Here is a 23,411-nt window from a genome sequence, read left to right as displayed (position 1 = left end):
CTTTGCGCGTCTAAAAAGACGCGCGGCGCTGTAGAAGGAAAACCGCCGGGCCTTTTACTGCACACCCTTCAGCACATAGATCAGCGGCTTTTTCGGCAGAGTGCGCATGGAGACGGTGATACTGTCATCGGGCGCATTGGCGACGTCGAAATCCTTGCCGAACATCGAGACGAAGGCTTCGACTGGCGGGCCGCGCCGGTGCATCGGCAGGATTAACGACGAGCGTAGCCGCTTGATGACGCGGCTCATGCTGTCGGCGCCCATTGTCAGGCCACCGTCGACGGGAACCATGACGATGTCGAGGCGGCCGATCTCGGTATAATGGGCATCCGTCAGTTCGTAGTGCAAGTGGCCGAGATGACCGATGCAGAGGCCGGCGATTTCGAAAATGAAGATGGAGTTGCCGTTCTCGTGCGCACCGCCGAGGCCATAGCTGAAGCGGATATCCGTCGTGACGTTGCGGATATAAGCATCGCCGACGACGAGATTGATGTTCGCCTTCTCGCCCGGAACATCGCTCCACCCATGCAGCACATGCTTGATGCCGGGATCGGGCGTCAAGGTGAAGTGGGTCGAATGGGCCTTGTTCATGGTCACGACGTCGGGCATCGTCGCCGGCCTGTACCAGCCATTATAGTCTGTCGCGATGACGATGCCTGAGGGCGTTTCGATCTCGAAGGTGGAGTGGCCGAGGAAGGTGAGTTTGACGTCCTCGCCCTCGGAGACGGCAGGCATCAGCGGCGGAGCGCCGGAAAAGCTTGCGAAGGTCACCTTGGGGATGGTTTGCGCGATCGCCTGGCACTGGCTGACCGGTGGCCGCTGCTCTTGTGCCCCGCCAAGATTCGGCGCGGCGAAGGCCGCAAGGCCTGCGATAGCGAGGACAAGATATCGCGGCTTCATGCCACCCCTCCGGCGCTCTATCACCTTTTGATCGGCGCATAACCCCGAAAATCAATTCCGATTTTCGGGGTTATGCGCGAATGGCGGAGGATGCGGCATGAGGCCGCAGGGGTCCAGACGGAGGATGCTCACAATTGCGTGTTGGCGGGGTGGCTAGAACAGGATGATTTTAGGCCCGGTTGGCCTAAAATCTGAATCCTGTTCTCAATTAAAGAGCTAGAGCATGATGTCGCCCGAAAACCGCTCACACTTTTCAGCATCATGCTCTATCGCCAGAACTCCGGCACCGTCTCGGCCAGTCGCGGCCCGAGCCGGAGCGGCGCGATCTTTTCGGCAAGTCCCGTCGTATCCGAGATTTCCACGCCGACACCGCAGATCGTCGCGGGACCGTTCGCGGTCTCCATGCGGCCCTTCGGCATTTTGGAGATGAAGCGGTTGAGCGGCTCCTCCTTGTCCATGCCGAGGGAGGAGTCGTAGTCGCCGCACATGCCGGCATCCGACATATAGGCGGTGCCGCCGTTCAGGATCTGTGCGTCGGCCGTCGGTACATGCGTGTGGGTGCCGACGACGAAGCTGGCGCGGCCGTCGACGAAATGGCCGAAGCACTGCTTCTCGCTGGTCGCCTCGGCATGGAAATCGAAGATGATCGCGTCGGCCTGTTCCTTCAGCGGGCAGGCGTCGAGGATGACTTCCGCCGATTTGAAGGGGTCGTCGAGTTCCGGATGCATGAAGACCCGGCCCATGACGTTGGCGACGAGCACGCGCGCGCCGTTCCTGGCATAGAAAAGGCCGGAGCCGCGGCCAGGCGTGCCTTGCGGATAGTTGGCAGGACGCAGGAACTGATCGTGCCGGCCGGCAAAAGCGACGGCTTCCTTCTGGTCCCAGACGTGATTGCCTGTCGTCACCACATCGGCGCCGGCATTGATCGTTTCCAGAAAGATGTCCTCTGTGATGCCGAAGCCGCCGGCGGCGTTCTCGCCGTTGACGATGACGAAATCGAGTTTGAGGTCGGAAACCAGGCCGGGAAGACGGTCCCAGACCGCTGTGCGTCCCGTCTTGCCGACCATGTCACCCAGAAAAAGCAGCCGCATTCCCTATCCAATCCAAGAGGCAAAAAAGCGAAGGCCGCTTTCTGTCAGGATGGCATCCAGGCTTATGTCGTGCGGCTCAGCGGGCACATGTGCCACTTCCTGGCAGTCGAATGCAATGCCGATCAGCTTCGGATGCAGGCCTTTTTGCCTTAGCCGGCTGATGGCGCGGTCGTAGTGGCCGGCGCCGTAGCCGATGCGGTGGCCGCGGGCATCGAAGGCCGAAAGCGGCACCAGCATGATCTCGGGATCAAGAATGGCGGCATCTGTGCCGGGGCCGACCGTGCCGAAACCGGTATCGACGAGCGGCGCACCTTCCGCCAGCTCGCGAAAGACGATGGTCTGCCGATCGAGGATCGCCGGCACGCAGAGCCGCGCACCGCGCACGGCAAAGCGCGCCATCAGCGGCCTGAGATCGGCTTCCGAACGGATCGGCAGAAAGCCGGAGATGATCGTACCCAGTGCAAATCCGACGGCCTCGCCGGCATGTTCGGCCATTGCGAGACTTTTGGAGGCGCGTTTCTCGGCGGGGATGGCGTCGCGTGCGGACAGCCGTTCGTTGCGCAACTGCGCTTTCAATTCTCTAGAGGTCATTCGATCTGCCGGTTCTGAGAGATTTACCCGAGCATAGACGGCTGGATGTTCGATGCAAATGCCGGATGCGACAGCATCACGCGCGTTTCACGCCTCGGCCGCCGGCCGCAGCGATCGTCAGACGACGATGCTTGTCGGTATTGTCGCCGTGGCGATGGAGAAGCCTGCCATATCAGGAACGGCATTGGCCCCGGCCTGCCGGTTTTGCTGCCGCAACTCGCGCATCGCCTTTTCGAGCACTTGCTTGAGTTCGCGCACCACCGCCTTGAACTCTTCCATCGTTTCGCGGTCATCGGCCGAAATGCCCGAGAATTTCGGGGCATCCTCGGCGACGCTGGCATAGGCGTTGCGTGCGTTGGTGGCGGCGTCCGGTTCCTGCGAGCCGGTCTCGCCGGCCGCAGTTTCTCCTGAAGTATCCGTCAGCGCAGCGGCGGCCCCGCTCGTTGCGATTGCTGTCGCATCCGTGGTTGTTGCATCCACCGGAACAGCCGTTGCGGGACTGCCGGTCGCGACTGATGATGCGAATTCGGAGGCGGCGGTGCCAACCTTGCGCGCCAGTTCGGCGGCCAGCCGGGCGACCACCTCAGGCGCCATGTTGGAGCTGCGCAACATCTCCAATTCCTGTTTTGCCTCTTCGAGCTTGCGTTGTGCCTTTGCCTTGGCCTCGTCTCCCGAGTTCGCCAAGGTCTGGCGCATCTGCTGCAACGCCTGGGTGGCGCGCTGCAGCTTCAGCACGCCTTGATCGGTCTCGCTTCCGGCGGCTGAAATGGCTGCCGTCGAAGACGTGCCGCGCAAGATGATGGAGGCAGACGTGGTTGCGACCTGCATGGACAATCCCCGATTTTTAATTCGGGCCCCCGATTGCAATTCGGCGCATTTTGCAACGTCAGGCTTGCGTGGACCTGTGTCTTGGGGATTCGGGAAGCGCAGCGGCCAGCCGCCGTATCGTCTCGTCGAATAGAGGCGCTCCGCCGGGCGCCCAGCCGAGCGCGCGGATTTTCGCCGTGCTCATGGGATTGAGCGCAGCGCTATCGGCGGGAGCCGGCAGCGCGTGTCGACAGCCCGTCTCGCTGCGGATGGGTGAAAGGATATCGCGCGTGTCGACCGACATGTCCGAGACGTTGAAAACCTCGCCGGAGATGCGAGTGCTTTCCGTCTCCAGCATCAGCCGTACCGCCCGCCCGAGATCGCGGCCGTGAACCTCGGTTCCCACGCGGGCAACAACCGGCCGGCCGGCGAGGTAATCGGCGATGAGGCCGTCCCATTTGTTCGGCGAGAGATCGCCATAGACGCCGGTCGGCCTCAAGCTTACGCCAGCAAAACCCGGCGTCGAGAGATGGGCAAGCGCCCGCTCGGCATCGAGCTTGACCTGGCCGTAGAGTGTTTCGGGCTTGGCCAGCATCGTCTCCGTCAGTTCCGTTCCTGGCGGGTGTTCGCCATAGGCGGCGCGGCTGGACAGAAAGACGCAACGGCGCGTGCCGGCGCGTTTGGCGGCTTCGAAAAGTCGGACGGTGCCGTCGAGGTTCAACCTGTGGAAGGTCTTCGGATCGTCGCCCTCGCCGCCACGATATTTGCCCGGAACATGGCTGAAGGCGGCATGGACGAAGAAATAAGCGTCGTCGAAGACGTCGATCTGATCCTTGTCGGGATCGAGCGAAAGCGCTGCGAACTCGACCGGGCGGGAGAAGAGGCGGGGCAGCGGCGCGCGGCGCCCGCCGACGATCACCTGATATCCGGCGGCCAGCAGTTCCTCGACGACATACCGGCCGGCGAGACCCGTTCCACCCGATACCAGTACCTTCATGCTGCCCCTTCCGGATTGTCCAGCGCCGTCACCTCAGGCACATCCCCGCCATCGTGGAAACTGTGCCACAGATCGATCAAAGGTTGTAGTCGCGCTGCCTTGGGATGATCCTTTTCCCACGGTTTCTCATACTGGTAGTGCAGGATCGAAATGCTCTTCCAGTCCCAAAGCTCCGGCATGGTGAACCATACATATTGCAGCATGTTGAAATAAACCGGCAGGCCGTGCCAATGCGGGAAGAACGTCTCAAGAAAGGTCTGATCGGTGCGCCGCCAGAAAGCGTCTGGACTGTCGAGCCTTTCGAGCATGTGCCGGAATGTGTCATGCGAGGGCGTGGCGACGAAGACGCCGGAATTCATGCGGCGGAAGTCGGCGAGGCTTTCGTAGACATTGGGGGCGGCGGAAAACTCCGGATAGAGGAAGAGCCTGTCGACATTCTGCAGCACGAGGGCGTCGGCATCGATGAAAACGCAGCGCTGGTATTCGACGAGCTGCCAGAGCCTGAGCTTGCAGAAATTGTCGAGCGGCGAATGGAAATCCGGCTTGCGGCCCTTGGTGAAAGGGGCTGCAGAATGGAGCTTGCCGCGGGCGTGGCGTTGGTTGAAGGCCGCGGACAGCGGCAGGTGCTCGACCTCGATCAGGCGGCAGTCGAGCGCCTTCAGGGGCACGAGTGCGGCTGCATCGACGCCGCTGGTGTGGAGAATGACGATGTCGGCCCCAGTGTCGGTTCGGCGCAGGGAGCGGGCAAGCGCGGTCGCGCCCATGGCGTAATCTGCATTGGTGACGAGTGTGACATAGGCGAAGCGATGAGGCGGCTGCGTGGTTACGTGCACCATTGCCACACTCCCTCATTCCTGTGCTTGTCACAGGAATCCAGTGCGCCCAAGTCCTTGGGCGCGAAAGGCTTTTGCGATGTATGAATAGCATCATTCACGGCGCGGACGCGCCGTGGCTGGATTCCTGTGACAGACACAGGAATGAGGGAGTTCCAGTTGAGCCTTCCAATGCGAACTCGCTCACTCATGAAACCGACTTCAGCCGCTTGCCTTCCGGATCGTGATTGATCGTCGCGGCGATGTCCTTGGTCCAGGCGGAGACGGCCGGAACGCGTGCGCGGTCGACGCGATAGGCGAATTTCTTGGCGACGTCGACGATTTCGCCGAGCAGGCCTGCTTCCAGCGTGATCGGGTCGAGGCCGAGATCGCGGAATTTTTCGTTCCGGACGATCAGCTCGTTTTCTGCGGCTTCCTTGCGTGGGTTGGGCAGCCAGGCAATCTTGGCGCCGCTCATCCTGGCGATCATCTCAGCAAGGTCGCGCACCCGGTGGGTTTCGGTCATCTGGTTGAAGATCTCGACGCGGGCGCCGCGCGCCGGCGGGTTTTTCAGCGCCAGTTCGATGCAGCGCACGGAATCCTGGATGTGGATGAAGGCGCGGGTCTGGCCGCCGGTGCCGTGCACCGTCAGCGGATAGCCGATCGCCGCCTGGATGAGGAAGCGGTTCAGCACCGTGCCATAATCGCCGTCATAGTCGAAACGGTTGATCAGCTGCGTGTGGCGGCGTGTCTGCTCGGTATGTGTGCCCCAGACGATGCCCTGGTGCAGATCGGTGATCCTGAGACCATCATTCCTCGCGTAGAACTGGAAGAGAAGCTGATCCAGGCACTTGGTCATGTGATAGATCGAGCCGGGATTGGAGGGGTAGAGGATCTCCTGGTTGACCATCTCGCCGCCTGCGGTTTCGATGCCAACCGGCAGGTAACCCTCGGGGATCGCCGCGCCGACCGTCGAATAGCCGTAGACGCCCATGGTGCCGAGATGGATGAGATGGGTATCGAGATTGAGCTCCGTCAGCGCATTCAGCAGGTTGTGCGTGGCGCTGACATTGTTGTTGACCGTGTAGTTCTTGTGGCGGTCACTCTTCATCGAATAGGGCGCGGCCCGCTGTTCGGCGAAATGGATGACGGCATCCGGGCGATGTTCGGAAAGCCAGTTCTTCAGGAGTTCGTAATCCTTGGCGAGATCGATCAGATTGAAGTGGATGCGGCGTCCGGTTTCGGCATGCCAGATGCGGGTGCGCTCCTGGATCGAATCCATCGGCGTCAGCGACTGCACGCCGAGTTCCGTGTCGATCCAGCGGCGCGAGAGATTGTCGAGTATATGGATGTCGTGCCCGGCATCGGAGAGATGCAGCGATGTCGGCCAACCGATGAAACCGTCTCCGCCCATAACCGCAATCTTCATCGCATTGTCTCCTGATTGGTCGCTCGTTGTCGGGAATAGTTAGGAATTGTGACAGTTATTCAATGCTTGCCTGTCTGGAAGCGTTGCGCCAAAGAGGGCACCTCAGTTTGGAGAAAATTATGACGGAACGCCCTTTTTCCATTTCGGGAGAGCTGACGGAGGCCGGACACCGCCTCGTCCAGCGAGTCTATTATGAAGATACGGACTTCTCAGGCCTGGTCTATCACGCCCGCTACCTGCATTTCCTGGAGCGCGGCCGCACCGATTATCTGCGCTGCCTCGGCGTCGAGCAGCGCGAGCTCGTCAGCGCCGACGAGGAGGGCCTCGTCTTCGTCGTCCACCGCATGGAGATCGACTTCAAGAGCCCGGCGCGCATGGACGATGTGCTGACGATCCTGACGCATACGGAAAAGGCCGGCGGCGCCAAGATGGTGCTCAATCAGCAAATCCGCTCGGGCGAGACGCTGCTGATCGCCGCCAGGGTGATCATCGCCGTCATCAACGCCCGGGGGCGGCCGAGGCGGCTGCCGGAAACACTGGCAGCGAAATTTCTGGAAGGCAGCACGCCGCTATAGTCCGAATTGCCGAAAAATCGGGCCTTGTCAAAACTTGAACTTTATGTGAAGGAATTCCCGCGCCGCAGGATGAGCGCTCTTTCGGCAGCCGAACCTTGCTCCGGTCAAGTAATCCATGGAACGAAATCTTCCAAATACAGGCTTACTGTCACAGTCCGGCACTAACGATCTATTAACCATAATAGTGTCTTACTGGGAAAGTCGGAGTTTGTGCGGTGCACGCCTTCCTTTGACCAAATTTGACGGCAAGAAGGCGGAAGATGAGCTTGGAAGTTTGACCAGGGCTTTGGGCGGCGGCCGCCGGACACTTCTTGCGAGATCAGTTTGTGCCGCCCGGTCCAGCACCGGGCGTTTGGATTCGGGGATTTTGGACCAATGGAACAAGTAGGATTGGCAGCAGCAACGACGGACGTCAGCCTCTGGTCGCTTTTCATGCAGGCCGGCATCGTCGTCAAGCTCGTCATGCTCGGGCTCATCGCAGCCTCGGTGTGGACGTGGGCGATCGTCATCGACAAATACCTGGCCTATGGCCGCGCACGGCGCCAGTTCGATAAGTTCGAGCAGGTGTTCTGGTCGGGCCAGTCGCTGGAAGAACTCTACCGCTCGCTGTCGGAACGCAACAATACGGGGCTGGCGGCGATCTTCGTGGCCGCCATGCGCGAGTGGAAGAAATCCTTCGAACGCGGCGCTCGCTCGCCGATCGGCCTGCAGATGCGTATCGACCGTGCGATGGACGTGACGCTCGCCCGCGAATCCGAATTTCTCGGCGCGCGGCTTGGATCGCTCGCGACCATCGGTTCGGCCGGCCCGTTCATCGGTCTGTTCGGCACGGTCGTCGGCATCATGACCTCGTTCCAGGCGATCGCCGGTTCGAAGTCGACCAACCTTGCGGTCGTCGCGCCCGGTATCGCCGAAGCGCTGCTTGCCACCGCGATCGGCCTCGTCGCCGCTATCCCGGCGGTTATCGCCTACAACAAGTTCTCTGCCGATGCCGGCAAGCTCTCGGGCCGCATGGAAGGTTTCGCGGATGAATTCTCCGCCATACTTTCGCGCCAGATCGACGAGAAACTGCAGCCGCGCGCTGCCGCTCAGTAACCAACGGAGTATTCTGACATGGGTATGGCTGTTGGAGGCAATGGCGGCGGGGGCGGCGGACGCCGCCGTCGCGGCGGTCGGAACAGGGCCGTGATTTCCGAAATCAACGTGACGCCGCTCGTTGACGTCATGCTGGTGCTTTTGATCATCTTCATGGTCGCGGCACCGATGATGACCGTCGGTGTGCCGATCGACCTGCCGGAAACGCAGGCCAAGGCGCTGAATTCCGAGACGCAGCCCATCACCATTTCCGTCAAGAATGACGGCGAGGTGTTCCTGCAGGAAACACCGATCCCGGCCGCGGAGATCGCCGCCAAACTCGAGGCGATCGCCACCACCGGCTATAACGAACGTATCTTCGTGCGCGGCGACGCGACCGCGCCTTACGGCGTCATCGCCGACGTCATGGCCCGTATCCAGGGCGCAGGCTTCAAGAATATCGGCCTCGTGACGCAGCAGAAGAAGGACCAATAGCGCGCAAAATGAAGGCCAGTGTCATCACATCTGCTGTTTTGCACGGCCTGGTGCTCACCTGGGCGATGGTGTCGCTCGGTGCCCCGGAATCCTTCAAGGTAGAGGATTTCGAGGCGATGCCGGTCGATCTCGTACCGGTGGAATCCATTACCCAGATGCAGCAAGGCGACAAAAAGGCTCCAAAGAAGGAGACTTCCGCGCCCGTGCCGACGACGCGGCCGCCGATCGCGCAGCCCGCCGAAAATGCCGGCGACAACAATGTCGACCTGAAGACGCCTCCGGTGCCGAACGCTAAGCCGAGCAATAGCGAAGCGGCCGCGGCGAATTCGAGCGAAAAGCCGATGCCGAAGATCGATCCTAAGCCGAATGAGGTGAAAGAGATCGTCAAGGAGGAAACGGAAGTCGAGCAGCCGAAGCAGGTCGCTTCCATTCCGCCGCCGAAGCCGGTCGAGGTAACACCGCCGAAGCCGGAAGAAAAACCGCCGGAAGAGCAGGCCAAGCCTGAGGAGCCGCCGAAGCCGGATGCCGAGGCGCTGCCGGACAACGTGCCGACCCCTGTCGCCAAACCGCAAGTGAAGCCGCCGGAACCACAGAAGCCCGCTGAGAAGCCGCCGGAAAAGACCCCGGACCAGCCGAAGGCTGCCGACGTGCCGACCGACAAGAAGAAGGCGGACAAGAAGCAGGAAACGGCGAAATCCGCCTCATCGATGAAGAGCGATTTCAATGCCGACGACGTTGCGGCGTTGCTGAACAAGACGGATCCTTCCGCCGGTGGCGCCAAGCGCTCGACACAAGAGGCATCGCTGGGTGCGAAGAAAAGCAACGGTGGCTCGAAGCTCAGCCAGAGCGAAGAAGATGCAATAAAGGGTTTGATTGAGGGTAACTGGCTTATCACTCCCGGAATGGAAGGCCTTTCCGGCATGGTCATCACGGTACATTTCAAGCTCGACAAAGAGGGAAACATTATCGGCCAGCCCGAGATCGAGTCTTCCGGCGGAAGCAGCACCGATTCAGCGCGTCGTGCGCTGGAAAGTGGCGCTTACCGTGCCGTGATGAAATCTGCTCCTTCGTTCCGCTCGACGCTCCCGATGGACAAGTATGACGTGTGGAACGAGGTCGTCCTTAACTTTAATCCCAGCGATATGGGGATTTAAATGCCGAGGAATACGCTCCATTTCGCGAAATCTTTCGGACTATACATTGCGCTGACAGGGATCGTCGGCTGCTCCATCTTTCCACTCAATGCGGGTGCTGAAACGGCCGGTCGAGCGAATGGCAGTGCCACTGCGACGCATCTCGCTGGCGCGGAGATCGATGCGATGCGGCATGCGATCGAGAATAACTTCATTGTCGATTTCAGGCAGAAAGACCTCGGCAGCGTACATATGAAGGTTCACGTAAAGCTTGATAGGGATGGCCAGATCGTAGGCGTCCCTGACGTCGAGGTCAGCGGTGGCAGTGAGCGCACGCAGAAAAGCATTACCGATGCCGGCGTTCGCGCAATTCGTCGCTCAGCTCCTTTTACGATGCTTCCAAAAGATAAATACGATGCCTGGAAGGAAGTCATTTTGAACTTCGACACCAGCGCTCTTACCCAATAAGATGCTGAAAGGCTTGTTTGATATGGTCAAGTGTTCCCTCATCCGCGCTCTGATGGTCATTGCAGGCCTGATTGGGGTCGCAGCCTTTTCGACGCCGGCGAACGCGGTGCTCACTCTCGATCTTCGAAAGGGTAATGTCCAACCGCTGCCGATTGCGGTGACGGACTTCCTGCAGGGCGATATGGGCGCGCAGGTCTCGCAGGTCATCGCCGCCGACTTGCAGCGTTCCGGTCTCTTCGCGCCGATCAGCAAAACGGCCTTCATCGAGAAGATCTCCAATCCCGATGCCGCGCCGCGTTTCGAAGACTGGAAGGTCATCAATGCCCAGGCGCTGGTCACCGGTCGCGTCACTCAGGAAGCAGATGGCCGCCTTCGCGCTGAGTTTCGCCTTTGGGACCCCTTCGCCGGCCAGCAGATGACCGGCCAGCAGTTTTATACGCAGCCGGAGAACTGGCGGCGTGTCGCCCATATCATCGCCGATGCGATCTATAAGCAGATCACTGGTGAGGAAGGCTATTTCGATACGCGCGTCGTCTTCGTCTCCGAGTCCGGCACCAAGCAGCAGCGCAAGCGCCAGCTCGCGATCATGGACCAGGACGGCTTCAACATCCGCATGCTGACCGATGGCAGCGATCTCGTGCTGACGCCGCGCTTCTCGCCGAGCCGGCAGGAAGTGACTTACATGTCCTTTGCCAACCAGCAGCCGCGGGTCTATCTGCTGCAGCTCGAAACCGGGCAGCGCGAGGTCGTCGGCAACTTCCCCGGCATGACCTTCTCGCCGCGCTTCTCGCCGGATGGTCAGAAGGTGATCATGAGCCTGCAGCAGGATGCCAATTCCAACATCTATACGATGGACCTGCGCTCGCGCACGACGACGCGGTTGACCTCGACGGCGGCGATCGACACCTCGCCCTCCTATTCGCCTGACGGCGCACGCGTCAGTTTCGAAAGCGACCGCGGCGGAAAGCCGCAGATCTACGTGATGAACGCCGATGGCTCGGGCCAGACCCGTATTTCCTTCGGCGACGGCTCCTATTCGACGCCGGTCTGGTCGCCGCGCGGCGATCTCATCGCCTTCACCAAACAGGCCGGCGGCAAGTTCTCGATCGGCGTGATGAAACCCGATGGTTCGGGCGAACGCATCCTGACGACCGGCTTCCACAATGAAGGCCCGACCTGGGCGCCGAACGGGCGCGTGCTGATGTTCTTCCGCCAGGCGGCGGGGTCGGGCGGTCCGCAGCTCTATTCGATCGATCTGACCGGTTACAACGAACAGCTCGTGAAGACGCCGACCTATGGCTCCGACCCGGCCTGGTCGCCGCTTATGGAGTAGGCGATGCGCTGCTGCCTTCTTGTCGCCCCAAAGTCATGGAACCGAGCGGCCAAGGGACAAAGTAGCAAATTGTTAACCATAATCTTTGAGGGGCGGTTAACCGAGTGCGGTTACTGTCCGGAAACCCTGATGAAATCGCAAGGAGACCGGCCATGAGCCGAATTCATACCCCGGCAATGAGCCGCATGCAGAATTTCGCCCGCAACCCCATCATGATCGCGCTTCTCGCCGGCCTCGCGCTCGCAAGCTGCGCCAAGAAGCCGCCGAACAGCGCCGGCGACCTCGGCCTCGGCACCGGTGCTGGCGGCGCTGCAACGCCGGGCTCGGCCCAGGACTTCACGGTCAATGTCGGCGACCGCATCTTTTTCGATACCGACTCCTCGTCGATCCGCGCCGATGCTTCGCAGACGCTCGACCGTCAGGCCCAGTGGCTCGGCCGCTACCCGAACTACCAGATCACCGTCGAAGGCCACGCCGACGAACGCGGCACGCGCGAATATAACCTGGCGCTCGGCGCTCGCCGTGCGGCTGCCGCCAAGGACTATCTCGCTTCGCGCGGCGTCCCGGCGCAGCGCCTGAAGACGATCTCCTACGGCAAGGAACGTCCGGTCGCCGTCTGCGACGATATTTCCTGCTGGTCGCAGAACCGCCGCGCGGTTACCGTGCTTGGCGGCGCCGGCATGTAATTGCCGAGCAACAATTCGCTTTTTCGAAAGGCGGTCCCTTCAGGGGCCGCCTTTTCTTTTTGACCACACTTTGGCCAGACTCCGTTGCTTTTTGAAAGCAATTGGAAAAATCTCCTGTTCGTGCCATCGAGGTGCGAAGAATCACTGGGACAGGACGATACATATGAAGAAACTTGTCGTGGCAGGCATGCTGTGCCTCGCGGCTGTGACCGGAAGCGAACGAGCGGCCTATTCCGCCTCGTTCTTCGGGCTACATCTCGGCGGCCGATCCGCGGAAAACCAGGCGGCGCCGCCTGTTGTCAAAGTGCAGAGCGGCGACGCGGAGGTCCGCGTGCAGCAGCTCGAAGAGCAACTGCGGCAGTTGAATGGCCGGATCGAGGAGATGAGCTTTCAGCTTCTGCAGATGCAGGAGACGATCCGCAAGCAGCAGGAAGACAATGAATTCCGCTTCCAGCAGCTCGAAAAGACCGGTGCCGGCGGTACCACGAAGGCTCCTGTCAAGAAAAGCGAGACCGATGCCGCTCCGGCCGCCTCCGGCGGCGATGACATTGCCAAGGTGATCCAAGCGCCGCAGGGAGCCGAAACGGCTCCCTCCACCAGCGTGCCGGAGAATAGCGGCCTCGGCCAGCCGCCGAAGGAACTCGGCTCGATCGATTTCGATCAGAACGGCAATCCAATCGGCGGAAGCGTCGACAAAAATGCCACCATCGGTTCCGGTCCGATTCCCGATGCCAATAGCAAAACACCACAGCAGACCGCCTCGCTCGGCAGCGAGGCCGACCAGTACAAGGCCGCCTACGGCCACGTGCTATCCGGTGATTACAGCACGGCCGAACAGGAATTCACGCAGTACATCACCCACTACCCGAGCAGCGCGCGGGCGGCGGACGCCAATTTCTGGCTCGGCGAAGCACTCTATTCGCAGGGCAAGTACAATGAGGCGGCCAAGACCTTCCTCAATGCGCACCAGAAATACGGTACATCGGAAAAGGCGCCGGAAATGCTGCTGAAGCTCGGCATGTCGCTTGCCGCCCTCGACAATACCGAGACGGCCTGCGCGACGCTGCGCGAAGTCTCGAAGCGTTATCCGAAGGCCTCGCGCGCCGTCATAAGCAAGGTTGCGAGCGAACAGAAGCGCCTCGCCTGCTAAGGGCTTCCGGAATGTCTCCGGAAACCGCACCGCCTCAACAGGCGATCCTCCAGTTTCTTTTGTCGCTTCAAAGCCCTGCGCGCATTCTCGTCGCGATATCAGGCGGCAGCGATTCCACCGGCCTGCTTCTTCTCCTCGATGAAGCCGTGAAGGCCGCACCCCATCTCAAGATGTCCCTTTGCGCTGCGACCGTCGATCATGCGTTGCGCGCCGGCTCGGCAGACGAGGCGCGTGAAGTCGCAGCCCTCTGCACATCACTCGGCATTCCCCACACCAACATGATCTGGGAGGGCGACAAGCCGAAAACCGGCATCATGGCGGCTGCCCGCGAGGCACGCTATGGCCTGCTGGCAACCGCCGCCGAAAGTTTCGAAGCCGATCTCATCGTCACTGGCCATACGTTCGACGACCAGCGCGAAACACTGCAGATGCGTGGGATGCGAACGGAGCAGATTTCGACCGGCATTGCGGATGCGGTGCTCTTCAACCGGCGCTTCTGGATTTTACGGCCGCTTCTCTTTTCCAGCCGGGCAGATATCCGCGCTTTCCTCAAAGAGCGGGGCGTGCCGTGGATCGATGATCCGAGCAACGAAGATGTGACCTACGAGCGCGTGCGGACACGCCGGAAGCTTTCGGCCGATGCAGGTGCGGAGAGGAATATCCGCGCGGCTTGGGAAGCGCGGCTGGCTCTTTCGGCTAGGGGAGCAGAATGGCTGGATCGTCATTTCACGCTTCACGGCGGTCTGCTCGGACAGGTGACGCCTGACGGGCTGCGGCAGGATCGGGCAGTCCTCGATTATGCACTCGGCCGTCTGACAGCCGTTTTCGGTGGGCAGCCGTTTGCGCCGGGGAGGGCGCATATGGCGCATATCCTTGCATCTGCCACCGGCAGTGAACCGGGACGGATGACCGTTGGCAGGGTGGTGTTCGATCTCAGGCGTGACGGGCTTTATTTGGGGCGCGAGAGCCGGGGGATATTGCCGCTGGTGTTGCAGCCGGGAGAGGCCGGGGTTTGGGATGGAAGGTTTTATGCGCGCAATGGGTCGGCCGCATCAATTGAGATCCAGGCGCCCAAGGACTCGGGCGCGCAAGACACTTCACGCTTTATTGAGTCAATCACCGCGCAGACGCGCGGTGGCTGGATTCCTGTGACCAGCACAGGAATGAGGGAGTGTATGCAGCGCCTTCCCAAGGGCGCTTGGAAGCGCGCCGTCGCCTCCGCGCCGGTTTTATCTGCCGAAGGAAACCTTTTATCTGAGGAATCCGCCCGCATGGTCGAACTGACACCCTATTTCGCACCCTTCGACCGCTTTTTGACACGATTTGACTTCATCTTCGCCAATAGGCTTTCGGCTGTTTTCGCGACGGCGCCCTATGCGAGGCTGCCTTTAAGAAGTATTGACGGAAAAACCATCTGACCTGGGGTGTCGCCTTGGCAATCGCGCGGCGCAACCCTATGTTAGAAACGAATAAGACGGTCGCCATGAGGCGGCTGTTCCATGCTGGGGAGTTCAATGAACCCTAACTTACGTAATTTCGCCTTGTGGGCGATCATCGCGCTTCTGCTGATCGCCCTTTTCAGTATGTTCCAGACGGCGCCGGCACAGACGGGCTCCCGCGAAATCCCTTATTCGCAGTTTCTGCGTGAGGTCGATGCGGGCCGCGTGAAGGACGTCGTGGTCACGGGCAACCGTCTCTCCGGAAGCTATGTTGAAAATGGCACCACCTTCCAGACCTATTCGCCTGTGATCGACGACAGTCTGCTCGATCGCCTGCAGTCGAAGAATGTCCTGGTTTCCGCCCGTCCTGAAACGGATGGCTCTTCGGGTTTCCTCAGCTATCTCGGCACACTTTTGCCGATGCTTCTGATTCTCGGCGTCTGGCTGTTCTTCATGCGGCAGATGCAAGGCGGCTCACGCGGCGCGATGGGCTTCGGCAAGTCCAAAGCCAAGCTTCTGACTGAAGCGCATGGCCGCGTGACTTTCGAAGACGTCGCCGGTGTCGACGAGGCCAAGCAGGATCTCGAGGAAATCGTCGAATTCCTGCGTGATCCGCAGAAGTTCCAGCGTCTCGGCGGCAAGATTCCGCGCGGCGTGCTGCTCGTCGGTCCTCCGGGTACCGGCAAGACGCTGCTCGCCCGCTCGGTCGCCGGCGAAGCCAATGTGCCCTTCTTCACCATTTCGGGCTCCGATTTCGTCGAAATGTTCGTCGGCGTCGGTGCAAGCCGCGTGCGCGATATGTTCGAGCAGGCCAAGAAGAATGCGCCCTGCATCATCTTCATCGACGAAATCGATGCTGTCGGCCGCCATCGCGGCGCCGGTCTCGGCGGCGGTAATGACGAACGCGAGCAGACGCTGAACCAGCTGCTGGTCGAAATGGACGGCTTCGAGGCGAATGAGGGCGTGATCCTGATCGCTGCGACCAACCGCCCCGACGTGCTCGATCCGGCGCTGCTGCGTCCCGGCCGTTTCGACCGTCAGGTCGTGGTGCCGAACCCCGACATCGTCGGCCGCGAGCGTATTCTCAAGGTGCATGCCCGCAACGTTCCGCTGGCGCCGAATGTCGATCTCAAGATCCTCGCCCGCGGTACGCCCGGTTTTTCCGGCGCCGACCTGATGAACCTCGTCAACGAAGCCGCCCTCATGGCCGCCCGCCGCAACAAGCGCGTCGTCACCATGCAGGAATTCGAGGACGCCAAGGACAAGATCATGATGGGCGCCGAGCGCCGTTCCTCGGCGATGACCGAGGCGGAAAAGAAGCTCACCGCTTACCATGAGGCCGGACACGCCATGACCGCGCTCAATGTCGCCGTCGCCGATCCGCTGCACAAGGCGACGATCATTCCGCGCGGCCGTGCGCTCGGCATGGTCATGCAGCTTCCCGAGGGCGACCGCTACTCGATGAGCTACAAGTGGATGGTCTCACGCCTCTGCATCATGATGGGCGGCCGCGTTGCCGAAGAGCTCACCTTCGGCAAGGAGAACATTACCTCCGGTGCCTCCTCCGACATCGAGCAGGCCACGAAGCTTGCCCGCGCCATGGTCACGCAGTGGGGCTTTTCCGATCAGCTCGGTCAGGTCGCCTATGGCGAGAACCAGCAGGAAGTCTTCCTCGGCCACTCGGTTTCGCAGTCGAAGAATGTTTCGGAAGCAACCGCGCAGAAGATCGACAATGAAGTGCGCCGCCTGATCGACGAAGCCTATACGCAGGCCCGCACGATCCTGACGGAAAAGCACGACGAATTCGTCGTGCTTGCCGAAGGTCTGCTCGAATACGAGACGCTGACCGGCGAAGAGATCAAGGCGCTGATTCGCGGCGAAAAGCCTTCCCGCGATCTCGGCGATGATTCGCCGCCGAGCCGCGGCTCGGCTGTTCCGAAGGCCGGCGCACGGCCTGCCACGAAGGGCGACGAGCCCGAAGGCGGCCTCGAACCGCAGCCGCATTGAACAGCGGCACTGCCTTGAACAAGGCCGGATTTCCGACGTCGGAGATCCGGCCTTTTCCATTGGTAACGGGATATAATCATTTTTCTTGCTAATTTACGTGCTGATCGCCGCATTTTGTGGCATTCCGCTGAATTGAGGCAAGCATGAATCACGCTCCTGGATTGACGACATTCCACTGAAGCCGGATTTGCTTGGAACGGTGCGCTGCCTTGAATGGCGCGCGGAAAGCACAGGAGTGCAGATGAAAAGACGCTATTTCGGTACGGACGGCATTCGCGGCCAATCCAACGTCTTCCCGATGACGCCGGATCTCGCCATGCGGGTCGGCATTGCCGCCGGTACGATCTTCCGTCGCGGCAACCATCGCCACCGCGTCGTCATCGGCAAGGATACGCGCCTTTCCGGTTATATGCTGGAGAATGCCATGGTCGCGGGCTTCACGGCCGCGGGCCTCGATGCCTTTATTCTCGGCCCGATCCCGACACCAGCTGTTGCCATGCTGACGCGCTCGCTGCGCGCCGATCTCGGCGTGATGATCTCGGCGTCGCACAATCCTTACGAGGATAACGGCATCAAGCTCTTTGGTCCCGATGGCTACAAGCTTTCGGACGACATTGAGGCCGAGATCGAGGATCTGCTCGAAAAGGACCTGAATGCGCAGCTTGCCAAATCCGACGATATCGGCCGCGCCAAGCGCGTCGACGGCGTGCATGACCGCTATATCGAACATGCCAAGCGCACGCTGCCGCGCGACGTGACACTGCAAGGCCTGAGGATCGCGATCGATTGCGCCAATGGCGCCGCCTACAAGGTGGCACCGGCCGTGCTCTGGGAACTCGGCGCCGAGGTGGTCACCATCGGTAACGAGCCGAACGGCACCAACATCAATCTCAATTGCGGCTCCACTAGCCCCGTCGCGCTGCAGAAGAAGGTCGACGAGGTACGCGCCGATATCGGCATCGCGCTCGATGGCGACGCGGACCGCGTCATCATCGTCGACGAAAACGGTTCGATCGTCGACGGCGACCAACTGATGGCCGTCATCGCCGAGAGCTGGGCCGAGAGCCAGCAGCTGCGCGGCAACGGCATCGTCGCCACCGTGATGTCCAATCTCGGCCTCGAGCGCTTTCTCGATGAGCGCGGCATGGCGCTTGCCCGCACGCGGGTCGGCGACCGCTACGTCGTCGAGCATATGCGCCAGCATAATTACAATGTCGGCGGCGAGCAGTCGGGCCATATCGTGCTTTCGGATTACGGCACGACCGGCGACGGTCTCGTCGCGGCCCTGCAAATCCTGGCCGCGGTCAAACGCACCGGACGGACCGTCAGCGAGGTCTGCCGTCGCTTCGAGCCGGTGCCGCAGCTCCTGCGCAATGTCCGCATCAGCGGCGGCAAGCCGCTGGAGGATATCCAGGTGCAGAAGGCGATCGCCGATGCCGAAGCCGAGCTTGCCAGGAACGGCCGCCTCGTCATCCGCCCCTCGGGCACCGAGCCGCTGATCCGCGTCATGGCCGAAGGCGACGACCGCGCCCAGATCGAGCGCATCGTCAACGAGCTGATCGGCACGATCTCGAATGTCCGGACTGCCGCCTGATTTTTTCGGGACGAAATGTCAAAAGCCGGTACGCAAGTGCCGACTTTTTCGTTATTGGCGCCTTCGGTTCGAAGATCCACTCCGGATCGACTTCCCGCCGGAACCGTTTCCGCGCCCTTCCGAAGACAACATGTCAGTGACTTGCCAGCTTGGCTTCCGGTAGGGAGCAAGCCTCGCAGCCGCGGCATGTCGGGGCGCAGTGGGCACTGAGACGGCATCCACGGAAATTTGCCGATGTCTTGGTGACGGCGCTGTCAACCTCCACATGCGGATGCTACACGGCGGCGTTTGCATTCAAAGGAAATATCATGAAAAAATTGGTGCGCCTGCTGCTGACGATCGCTCTCGCATTCGTCGTCTTTACCGGTTTCCGCTGGTATCGCTACATCACCAACACCGACAGCCCTTACGACGAAATTGGCATCACGCTCAACAATGCCATGCCAGGCCCGATTAATGCCTGGGGCTGTGCCAAGCTCAAAACGAACTTTGGCACCTCCTTGCCGCCATACGGCTGCGCCGCCGAAAACGCGACACAATGGAAGTAACGACAGGATTCGCCGAGTGGAGCCGACCGACTTGATGGCGAAGGAAACCAACTTACAGCGCCGCCCGTCTTTTCAGACGGGCAAAGGACGCTGTAACACTTTGGTTGCTGCATAATTCCTTAAATCGATTCCGATTTAGGGAATTATGCAGGGGCGATTTGGCGGGGCGGGGTTCTTGGCGTTGCGGCTGGCAATCTTCGGCAAGTCCGGAGCTGCCAGCCTTTGGCCGAGTTTCACCATATCGAGGAACTTGCCCGCCAATCTGTCTCTTAACGTTTCTTCTCATTTATAGTTAAGCAGCTTTTAACGTTTCCAATTCATTATCCATACGAAGCGTACCAGATTGGCGGCGATTCAGCCTGCCGACGCAACGGGATTTTGGAGTGGGATCCATGAAAAGAAGCTTGTCCGGCATCTTCGCCGCATTGTTGATCGCGACAAATGCCTATTCCGCGGACCTGGCCCCTGCCGAGCCTATCCCGGAGCAGCCGCCTGAGGTGACGGTCACCGAAGCGACCGGCTGGTACCTGCGCGGCGATGTCGGTTATGCCTTCACCGATCTGCGCGGTGCCCGCTATTTCCAGGGCAGCAACGCCACGGAGGTCGATTTCGACGACGCCGATCTGGATGATACATGGACTGTCGGCGGTGGTGTCGGTTACCAGATCAACAGCTATCTGCGCACCGATCTGACCTTCGACTATCTCACCCAGGCGGATTTCAAGGGCTCGACGGTCGGGCAGTGCGGCTTTCCGCTGGTGGACTGCACCTCGAGCGACCGCTCTTCGCTGACAGCCTATACGCTGCTCGCCAACGCCTATGTCGATCTCGGCACCTACGGCTACGTCACGCCTTATGTCGGCGCCGGTATCGGCGGTTCCTACGTAAAGTGGAAGAACCTCAGCAACGTCGCCTGCGCCGATGACGGCAGCTTCTGCGACGACGAGGTCACCCACGGCGGCAAGGGTAACTGGCGCTTCACCTACGCCCTCATGGCCGGCGCTTCGATCGACGTGACCTGCAACATCAAAGCCGATGTCGGCTACCGTTACCTGCATATCGATGGCGGCAACATGTTCGGCTATGCCGACAATGGCGGCCCGGGCCGCGACAAGGGTCTGAGCGCCCACGAAGCTCGCGTCGGCGCCCGCTATCTCTTCGGCGGCTGCGCTCAGGCAAGCTACGAACCGCCGCCGGAAATCCCGCTGCAGCAGCCTGTCTACAAGTAAGTCCGATCCCCTAACATCTGAAAGCCGCCCCGACCGGGCGGCTTTTTCGTATTGCGGCCGTCCCGCCCTGCGTCAAAATATGTTCCGCCCGCGACACTTCGATCTTGACTATGACGCGCCGGATCCATACACACGGCGGCGGGACACCCTTCCCCAACGAAGGGCTTTCTATCTGAGAGGATAGCATCATGGCGAAGACCGCAAAGCCGGACATCCGTCCGCACAATACCCATTTTTCTTCTGGCCCCTGCTCGAAGCGCCCCGGTTGGTCGCTCGAAGCCCTTTCCGACGCGGCCCTTGGCCGTTCGCACCGCGCGAAGGTCGGCAAGGCCAAGCTCAAGCAGGCCATCGACCTTACCCGTGAAATTCTCGAAGTGCCGGCGGATTACCGCATCGGCATCGTTCCGGCGTCCGACACCGGCGCCGTCGAAATGGCGCTCTGGTCGCTGCTCGGCGAACGCGGCGTCGACATGCTCGCCTGGGAAAGCTTCGGCGCCGGCTGGGTCACCGATGTCGTCAAGCAACTCAAGCTCAAGGATGTGCGCAAGCTCGAAGCCGGTTACGGCGAGCTTCCCGATCTCTCCGCCGTCGATTTCGACCGCGACGTCGTCTTCACCTGGAACGGCACCACCTCGGGCGTGCGCGTGCCGAATGCCGATTTCATCCCGGCCGACCGCAAGGGCCTGACGATCTGCGACGCCACCTCGGCGGCTTTCGCGCAGGCGCTCGATTTCGCCAAGCTCGACGTCGTCACCTTCTCCTGGCAGAAGGTTCTGGGCGGCGAGGGTGCACACGGCGTCATCATTCTTTCGCCGCGCGCCGTCGAGCGTCTGGTCACCTACACGCCGGCCTGGCCGCTGCCGAAGATCTTCCGCATGACCTCGGGCGGCAAGCTGACGGAAGGCATCTTCCAGGGTGAGACGATCAACACCCCGTCGATGCTCTGCGTCGAGGACTATATCGATGCGCTTGTCTGGGCGAAGCAGGTCGGCGGCCTCAAGGGGCTGATCGCGCGTGCCGATGCCAATGCCAAGGTCATCCACGATTTCGTCGCGGCAAACGACTGGATCGCCAATCTCGCCGTCAAGGCGGAAACGGCCTCCAACACCTCCGTCTGCCTGAAGATCGTCGACAAGGACATTGCAGCCCTTGACGACGACGGCCAGGCGAATTTCGCCAAGGGCCTGGTCGGTCTCCTCGAAAAGGAAGGTGTCGCTTATGACGTCGGCCACTACCGCGACGCGCCATCGGGCCTGCGCATCTGGGCCGGCGCCACGATCGAGGCATCCGACATGCAGAAGCTGATGCCCTGGCTTTCCTGGGCCTTCGAAACACAGAAGGCGCAGCTTAATCAGGCCGCCGCCTGAGGTGATCGCATCCGGCTCCGCCAAAGGGCGGAGCAGCATTCCTGATTCATTCATCGCTGAACACATTTGAAGGAGGCCCTCATGGCACCTCGCGTTCTCGTATCCGACGAATTGTCGGAAACCGCCGTCCAGATTTTTCGCGACCGCGGCGTCGAAGTCGATTTCGAACCGCAGCTCGGCAAGGACAAAGACCGTCTGCTCGAAGTCATCGGCAAGTATGATGGCCTGGCCATCCGCTCCGCCACCAAGGTGACGGAAAAGATCATCGAGGGGGCGACGAACCTCAAGGTCGTCGGCCGTGCCGGCATCGGCGTCGACAATGTCGATATCCCGGCCGCCTCGCGCCGCGGCATCATCGTGATGAACACGCCCTTCGGCAACTCGATCACGACGGCCGAACACGCGATCGCGCTGATGTTCGCCGTCGCCCGCCAGCTTCCGGCAGCCGATACCTCGACGCAGGCCGGCAAGTGGGAGAAGTCGAAGTTCATGGGCGTCGAGATCACCGGCAAGACGCTCGGCGTCATCGGCGCCGGCAATATCGGCTCGATCGTCTGCGCTCGGGCCATCGGCCTCAAAATGCACGTCGTCGCCTATGATCCGTTCCTCTCCAAGGAGCGCGCCGAAGAGATGGGCGTCACCAAGGTCGAACTCGAAGAGCTTTTCGCCCGGGCCGATTTCATCACGCTGCATGTGCCGATGACCGACAAGACGCGCGGCATCCTCAACAAGGAAGCGTTGGCAAAGACCAAGCCAGGCGTGCGCATCATCAACTGCGCCCGCGGTGGCCTGGTCGATGAGGCAGCGCTTGCCGAAGCGATCAAGTCGGGCCATGTCGCGGGTGCCGCCTTCGACGTGTTCGAGGTCGAGCCCGCCAAGGAAAGCCCGCTCTTCGGCCTGCCGAACGTCGTCTGCACGCCGCATCTCGGCGCCTCGACGACTGAGGCGCAGGAGAACGTCGCTTTGCAGGTGGCCGAACAGATGGCGGATTACCTCGTCAATGGTGCGGTCTCCAACGCCATCAACATGCCGTCGATCACGGCGGAGGAAGCGCCGATCCTGAAGCCCTTCATCCGTCTTGCCGACGTTCTCGGCGCCTTCGTCGGCCAGGTCACCGAAGAGCCGATCAAGGAAATCGAAATCCTCTATGACGGCATCACCGCCAACATGAACACGCGGGCACTGACGAGCGCCGTGCTCGCCGGCCTCATCCGCCCGCAGGTCGCCGACGTCAACATGGTTTCGGCACCGATCATGATCAAGGAAAAGGGCATCGTGCTTTCCGAGGTCAAGCGCGACAAGACAGGCGTCTTCGACGGCTATATCAAGCTGACGGTGACCACCGAAAGCATGACACGCTCGGTCGCCGGCACGGTGTTTTCGGACGGCAAGCCGCGCTTCATCCAGATCAAGGGTATCAACCTCGATGCCGATGTCGGCTCGCACATGATCTACATCACCAATACCGACGTTCCCGGCATGATCGGCTTCATCGGCACGACGCTTGGTGCCGCCGGCGTCAACATCGCCAACTTCCAGCTCGGCCGTGACAAGCAGGGTGGTGACGCCATCGCGCTGCTCTATGTCGACGGCAAGGTTGATGACGCGGTGCTTGCTGAGTTGACCGCCCACCAGGCGGTACGCCAGGCAAAGCCGCTGACCTTCAATATCGACTGAGTTTTTCCT

Annotated in this window: 22 protein-coding genes; 15 read left to right on the top strand and 7 right to left on the bottom strand. The window is 61.1% G+C overall.

The window, feature by feature from the left end; all coding sequences use genetic code 11:
- Positions 1-54: 54 nt before the first annotated feature.
- From J3P73_RS20555 to J3P73_RS20525, 7 genes are all read right to left on the bottom strand, one after another.
- Positions 55-900 (bottom strand): MBL fold metallo-hydrolase, encoded by an 846-nt coding sequence (locus J3P73_RS20555; RefSeq protein ID WP_207579694.1) that lies wholly within the window; start codon positions 898-900, stop codon positions 55-57.
- 266 nt (positions 901-1,166) lie between these two features.
- A complete protein-coding gene (locus J3P73_RS20550) occupies positions 1,167-1,991 on the bottom strand; it encodes a TIGR00282 family metallophosphoesterase (protein WP_130692684.1) in 825 nt (274 codons plus the stop codon).
- Between the two features lie 3 nt (positions 1,992-1,994).
- Positions 1,995-2,582, bottom strand: coding sequence for a 5-formyltetrahydrofolate cyclo-ligase (locus J3P73_RS20545; protein WP_018069001.1), 588 nt, complete (start codon positions 2,580-2,582; stop codon positions 1,995-1,997).
- Positions 2,583-2,699: 117 nt separating this feature from the next.
- Positions 2,700-3,410: a hypothetical protein gene (locus J3P73_RS20540; RefSeq protein WP_130692682.1), complete on the bottom strand. Its 711-nt coding sequence runs from the start codon at positions 3,408-3,410 to the stop codon at positions 2,700-2,702.
- A gap of 58 nt (positions 3,411-3,468) precedes the next feature.
- The gene (locus J3P73_RS20535; protein ID WP_130692680.1) at positions 3,469-4,386 is read right to left on the bottom strand and encodes an NAD-dependent epimerase/dehydratase family protein; all 918 of its coding nucleotides are present in this window, start codon (positions 4,384-4,386) and stop codon (positions 3,469-3,471) included.
- The gene (locus J3P73_RS20530) at positions 4,383-5,222 is read right to left on the bottom strand and encodes a glycosyltransferase (RefSeq protein ID WP_130665063.1); all 840 of its coding nucleotides are present in this window, start codon (positions 5,220-5,222) and stop codon (positions 4,383-4,385) included. The genes J3P73_RS20535 and J3P73_RS20530 overlap by 4 nt, the downstream gene beginning before the upstream one ends.
- A 184-nt stretch (positions 5,223-5,406) precedes the next feature.
- The gene (locus J3P73_RS20525; RefSeq protein WP_018068997.1) at positions 5,407-6,627 is read right to left on the bottom strand and encodes an NAD-dependent epimerase/dehydratase family protein; all 1,221 of its coding nucleotides are present in this window, start codon (positions 6,625-6,627) and stop codon (positions 5,407-5,409) included.
- Between the two features lie 119 nt (positions 6,628-6,746).
- Between J3P73_RS20525 and ybgC the strand changes: the two genes are divergently transcribed.
- The 15 genes from ybgC (at position 6,747) to serA (ending at position 23,402) form a co-directional block, all read left to right on the top strand.
- A complete protein-coding gene (ybgC, locus tag J3P73_RS20520; protein ID WP_018495087.1) occupies positions 6,747-7,202 on the top strand; it encodes a tol-pal system-associated acyl-CoA thioesterase in 456 nt (151 codons plus the stop codon).
- Positions 7,203-7,577: 375 nt separating this feature from the next.
- Positions 7,578-8,297, top strand: a complete 720-nt coding sequence (gene tolQ / locus J3P73_RS20515) for a protein TolQ (RefSeq protein ID WP_130692678.1) — start codon at positions 7,578-7,580, stop codon at positions 8,295-8,297.
- An 18-nt stretch (positions 8,298-8,315) separates the two neighbouring features.
- Positions 8,316-8,771: a protein TolR gene (gene tolR, locus J3P73_RS20510; protein WP_003542730.1), complete on the top strand. Its 456-nt coding sequence runs from the start codon at positions 8,316-8,318 to the stop codon at positions 8,769-8,771.
- An 8-nt stretch (positions 8,772-8,779) separates the two neighbouring features.
- Complete coding sequence (locus J3P73_RS20505; RefSeq protein ID WP_130692676.1) at positions 8,780-9,925, top strand: hypothetical protein; 1,146 nt, start codon at positions 8,780-8,782, stop codon at positions 9,923-9,925.
- Positions 9,926-10,372 carry a cell envelope integrity TolA family protein gene (locus J3P73_RS20500; RefSeq protein ID WP_130692674.1) on the top strand — a complete coding sequence of 149 codons (447 nt, stop codon included), beginning with the start codon at positions 9,926-9,928 and terminating at the stop codon, positions 10,370-10,372.
- A 22-nt stretch (positions 10,373-10,394) separates the two neighbouring features.
- Complete coding sequence (tolB, locus tag J3P73_RS20495) at positions 10,395-11,705, top strand: Tol-Pal system beta propeller repeat protein TolB (protein WP_130692673.1); 1,311 nt, start codon at positions 10,395-10,397, stop codon at positions 11,703-11,705.
- A 152-nt stretch (positions 11,706-11,857) separates the two neighbouring features.
- A complete protein-coding gene (gene pal / locus J3P73_RS20490; protein WP_130692671.1) occupies positions 11,858-12,391 on the top strand; it encodes a peptidoglycan-associated lipoprotein Pal in 534 nt (177 codons plus the stop codon).
- A gap of 163 nt (positions 12,392-12,554) precedes the next feature.
- Entirely contained in the window at positions 12,555-13,541 is a 987-nt protein-coding gene (gene ybgF / locus J3P73_RS20485) for a tol-pal system protein YbgF (RefSeq protein WP_130692669.1), read from the top strand.
- An 11-nt stretch (positions 13,542-13,552) separates the two neighbouring features.
- Positions 13,553-14,959 carry a tRNA lysidine(34) synthetase TilS gene (tilS, locus tag J3P73_RS20480; protein ID WP_018068991.1) on the top strand — a complete coding sequence of 469 codons (1,407 nt, stop codon included), beginning with the start codon at positions 13,553-13,555 and terminating at the stop codon, positions 14,957-14,959.
- A gap of 96 nt (positions 14,960-15,055) precedes the next feature.
- Positions 15,056-16,987, top strand: a complete 1,932-nt coding sequence (gene ftsH / locus J3P73_RS20475; RefSeq protein ID WP_017961979.1) for an ATP-dependent zinc metalloprotease FtsH — start codon at positions 15,056-15,058, stop codon at positions 16,985-16,987.
- A 241-nt stretch (positions 16,988-17,228) separates the two neighbouring features.
- Positions 17,229-18,581 (top strand): phosphoglucosamine mutase, encoded by a 1,353-nt coding sequence (gene glmM, locus J3P73_RS20470; RefSeq protein WP_018068990.1) that lies wholly within the window; start codon positions 17,229-17,231, stop codon positions 18,579-18,581.
- Between the two features lie 308 nt (positions 18,582-18,889).
- Positions 18,890-19,129, top strand: coding sequence for a hypothetical protein (locus J3P73_RS20465; protein WP_024323077.1), 240 nt, complete (start codon positions 18,890-18,892; stop codon positions 19,127-19,129).
- A 392-nt stretch (positions 19,130-19,521) separates the two neighbouring features.
- On the top strand, positions 19,522-20,358 hold the full coding sequence (locus J3P73_RS20460) for an outer membrane protein (RefSeq protein WP_029768252.1): 837 nt from the start codon (positions 19,522-19,524) through the stop codon (positions 20,356-20,358).
- 188 nt (positions 20,359-20,546) lie between these two features.
- The gene (locus J3P73_RS20455) at positions 20,547-21,725 is read left to right on the top strand and encodes a phosphoserine transaminase (protein WP_130692665.1); all 1,179 of its coding nucleotides are present in this window, start codon (positions 20,547-20,549) and stop codon (positions 21,723-21,725) included.
- An 81-nt stretch (positions 21,726-21,806) separates the two neighbouring features.
- Positions 21,807-23,402, top strand: coding sequence for a phosphoglycerate dehydrogenase (gene serA / locus J3P73_RS20450; RefSeq protein WP_003542699.1), 1,596 nt, complete (start codon positions 21,807-21,809; stop codon positions 23,400-23,402).
- Positions 23,403-23,411: the final 9 nt, after the last annotated feature.

Source organism: Rhizobium ruizarguesonis (assembly GCF_017357285.1).
GTDB classification, from domain to species: domain Bacteria; phylum Pseudomonadota; class Alphaproteobacteria; order Rhizobiales; family Rhizobiaceae; genus Rhizobium; species Rhizobium ruizarguesonis.
Note: the sequence above shows the minus strand (reverse complement) of the source record. Positions and strands in the feature narration are given on the sequence as shown.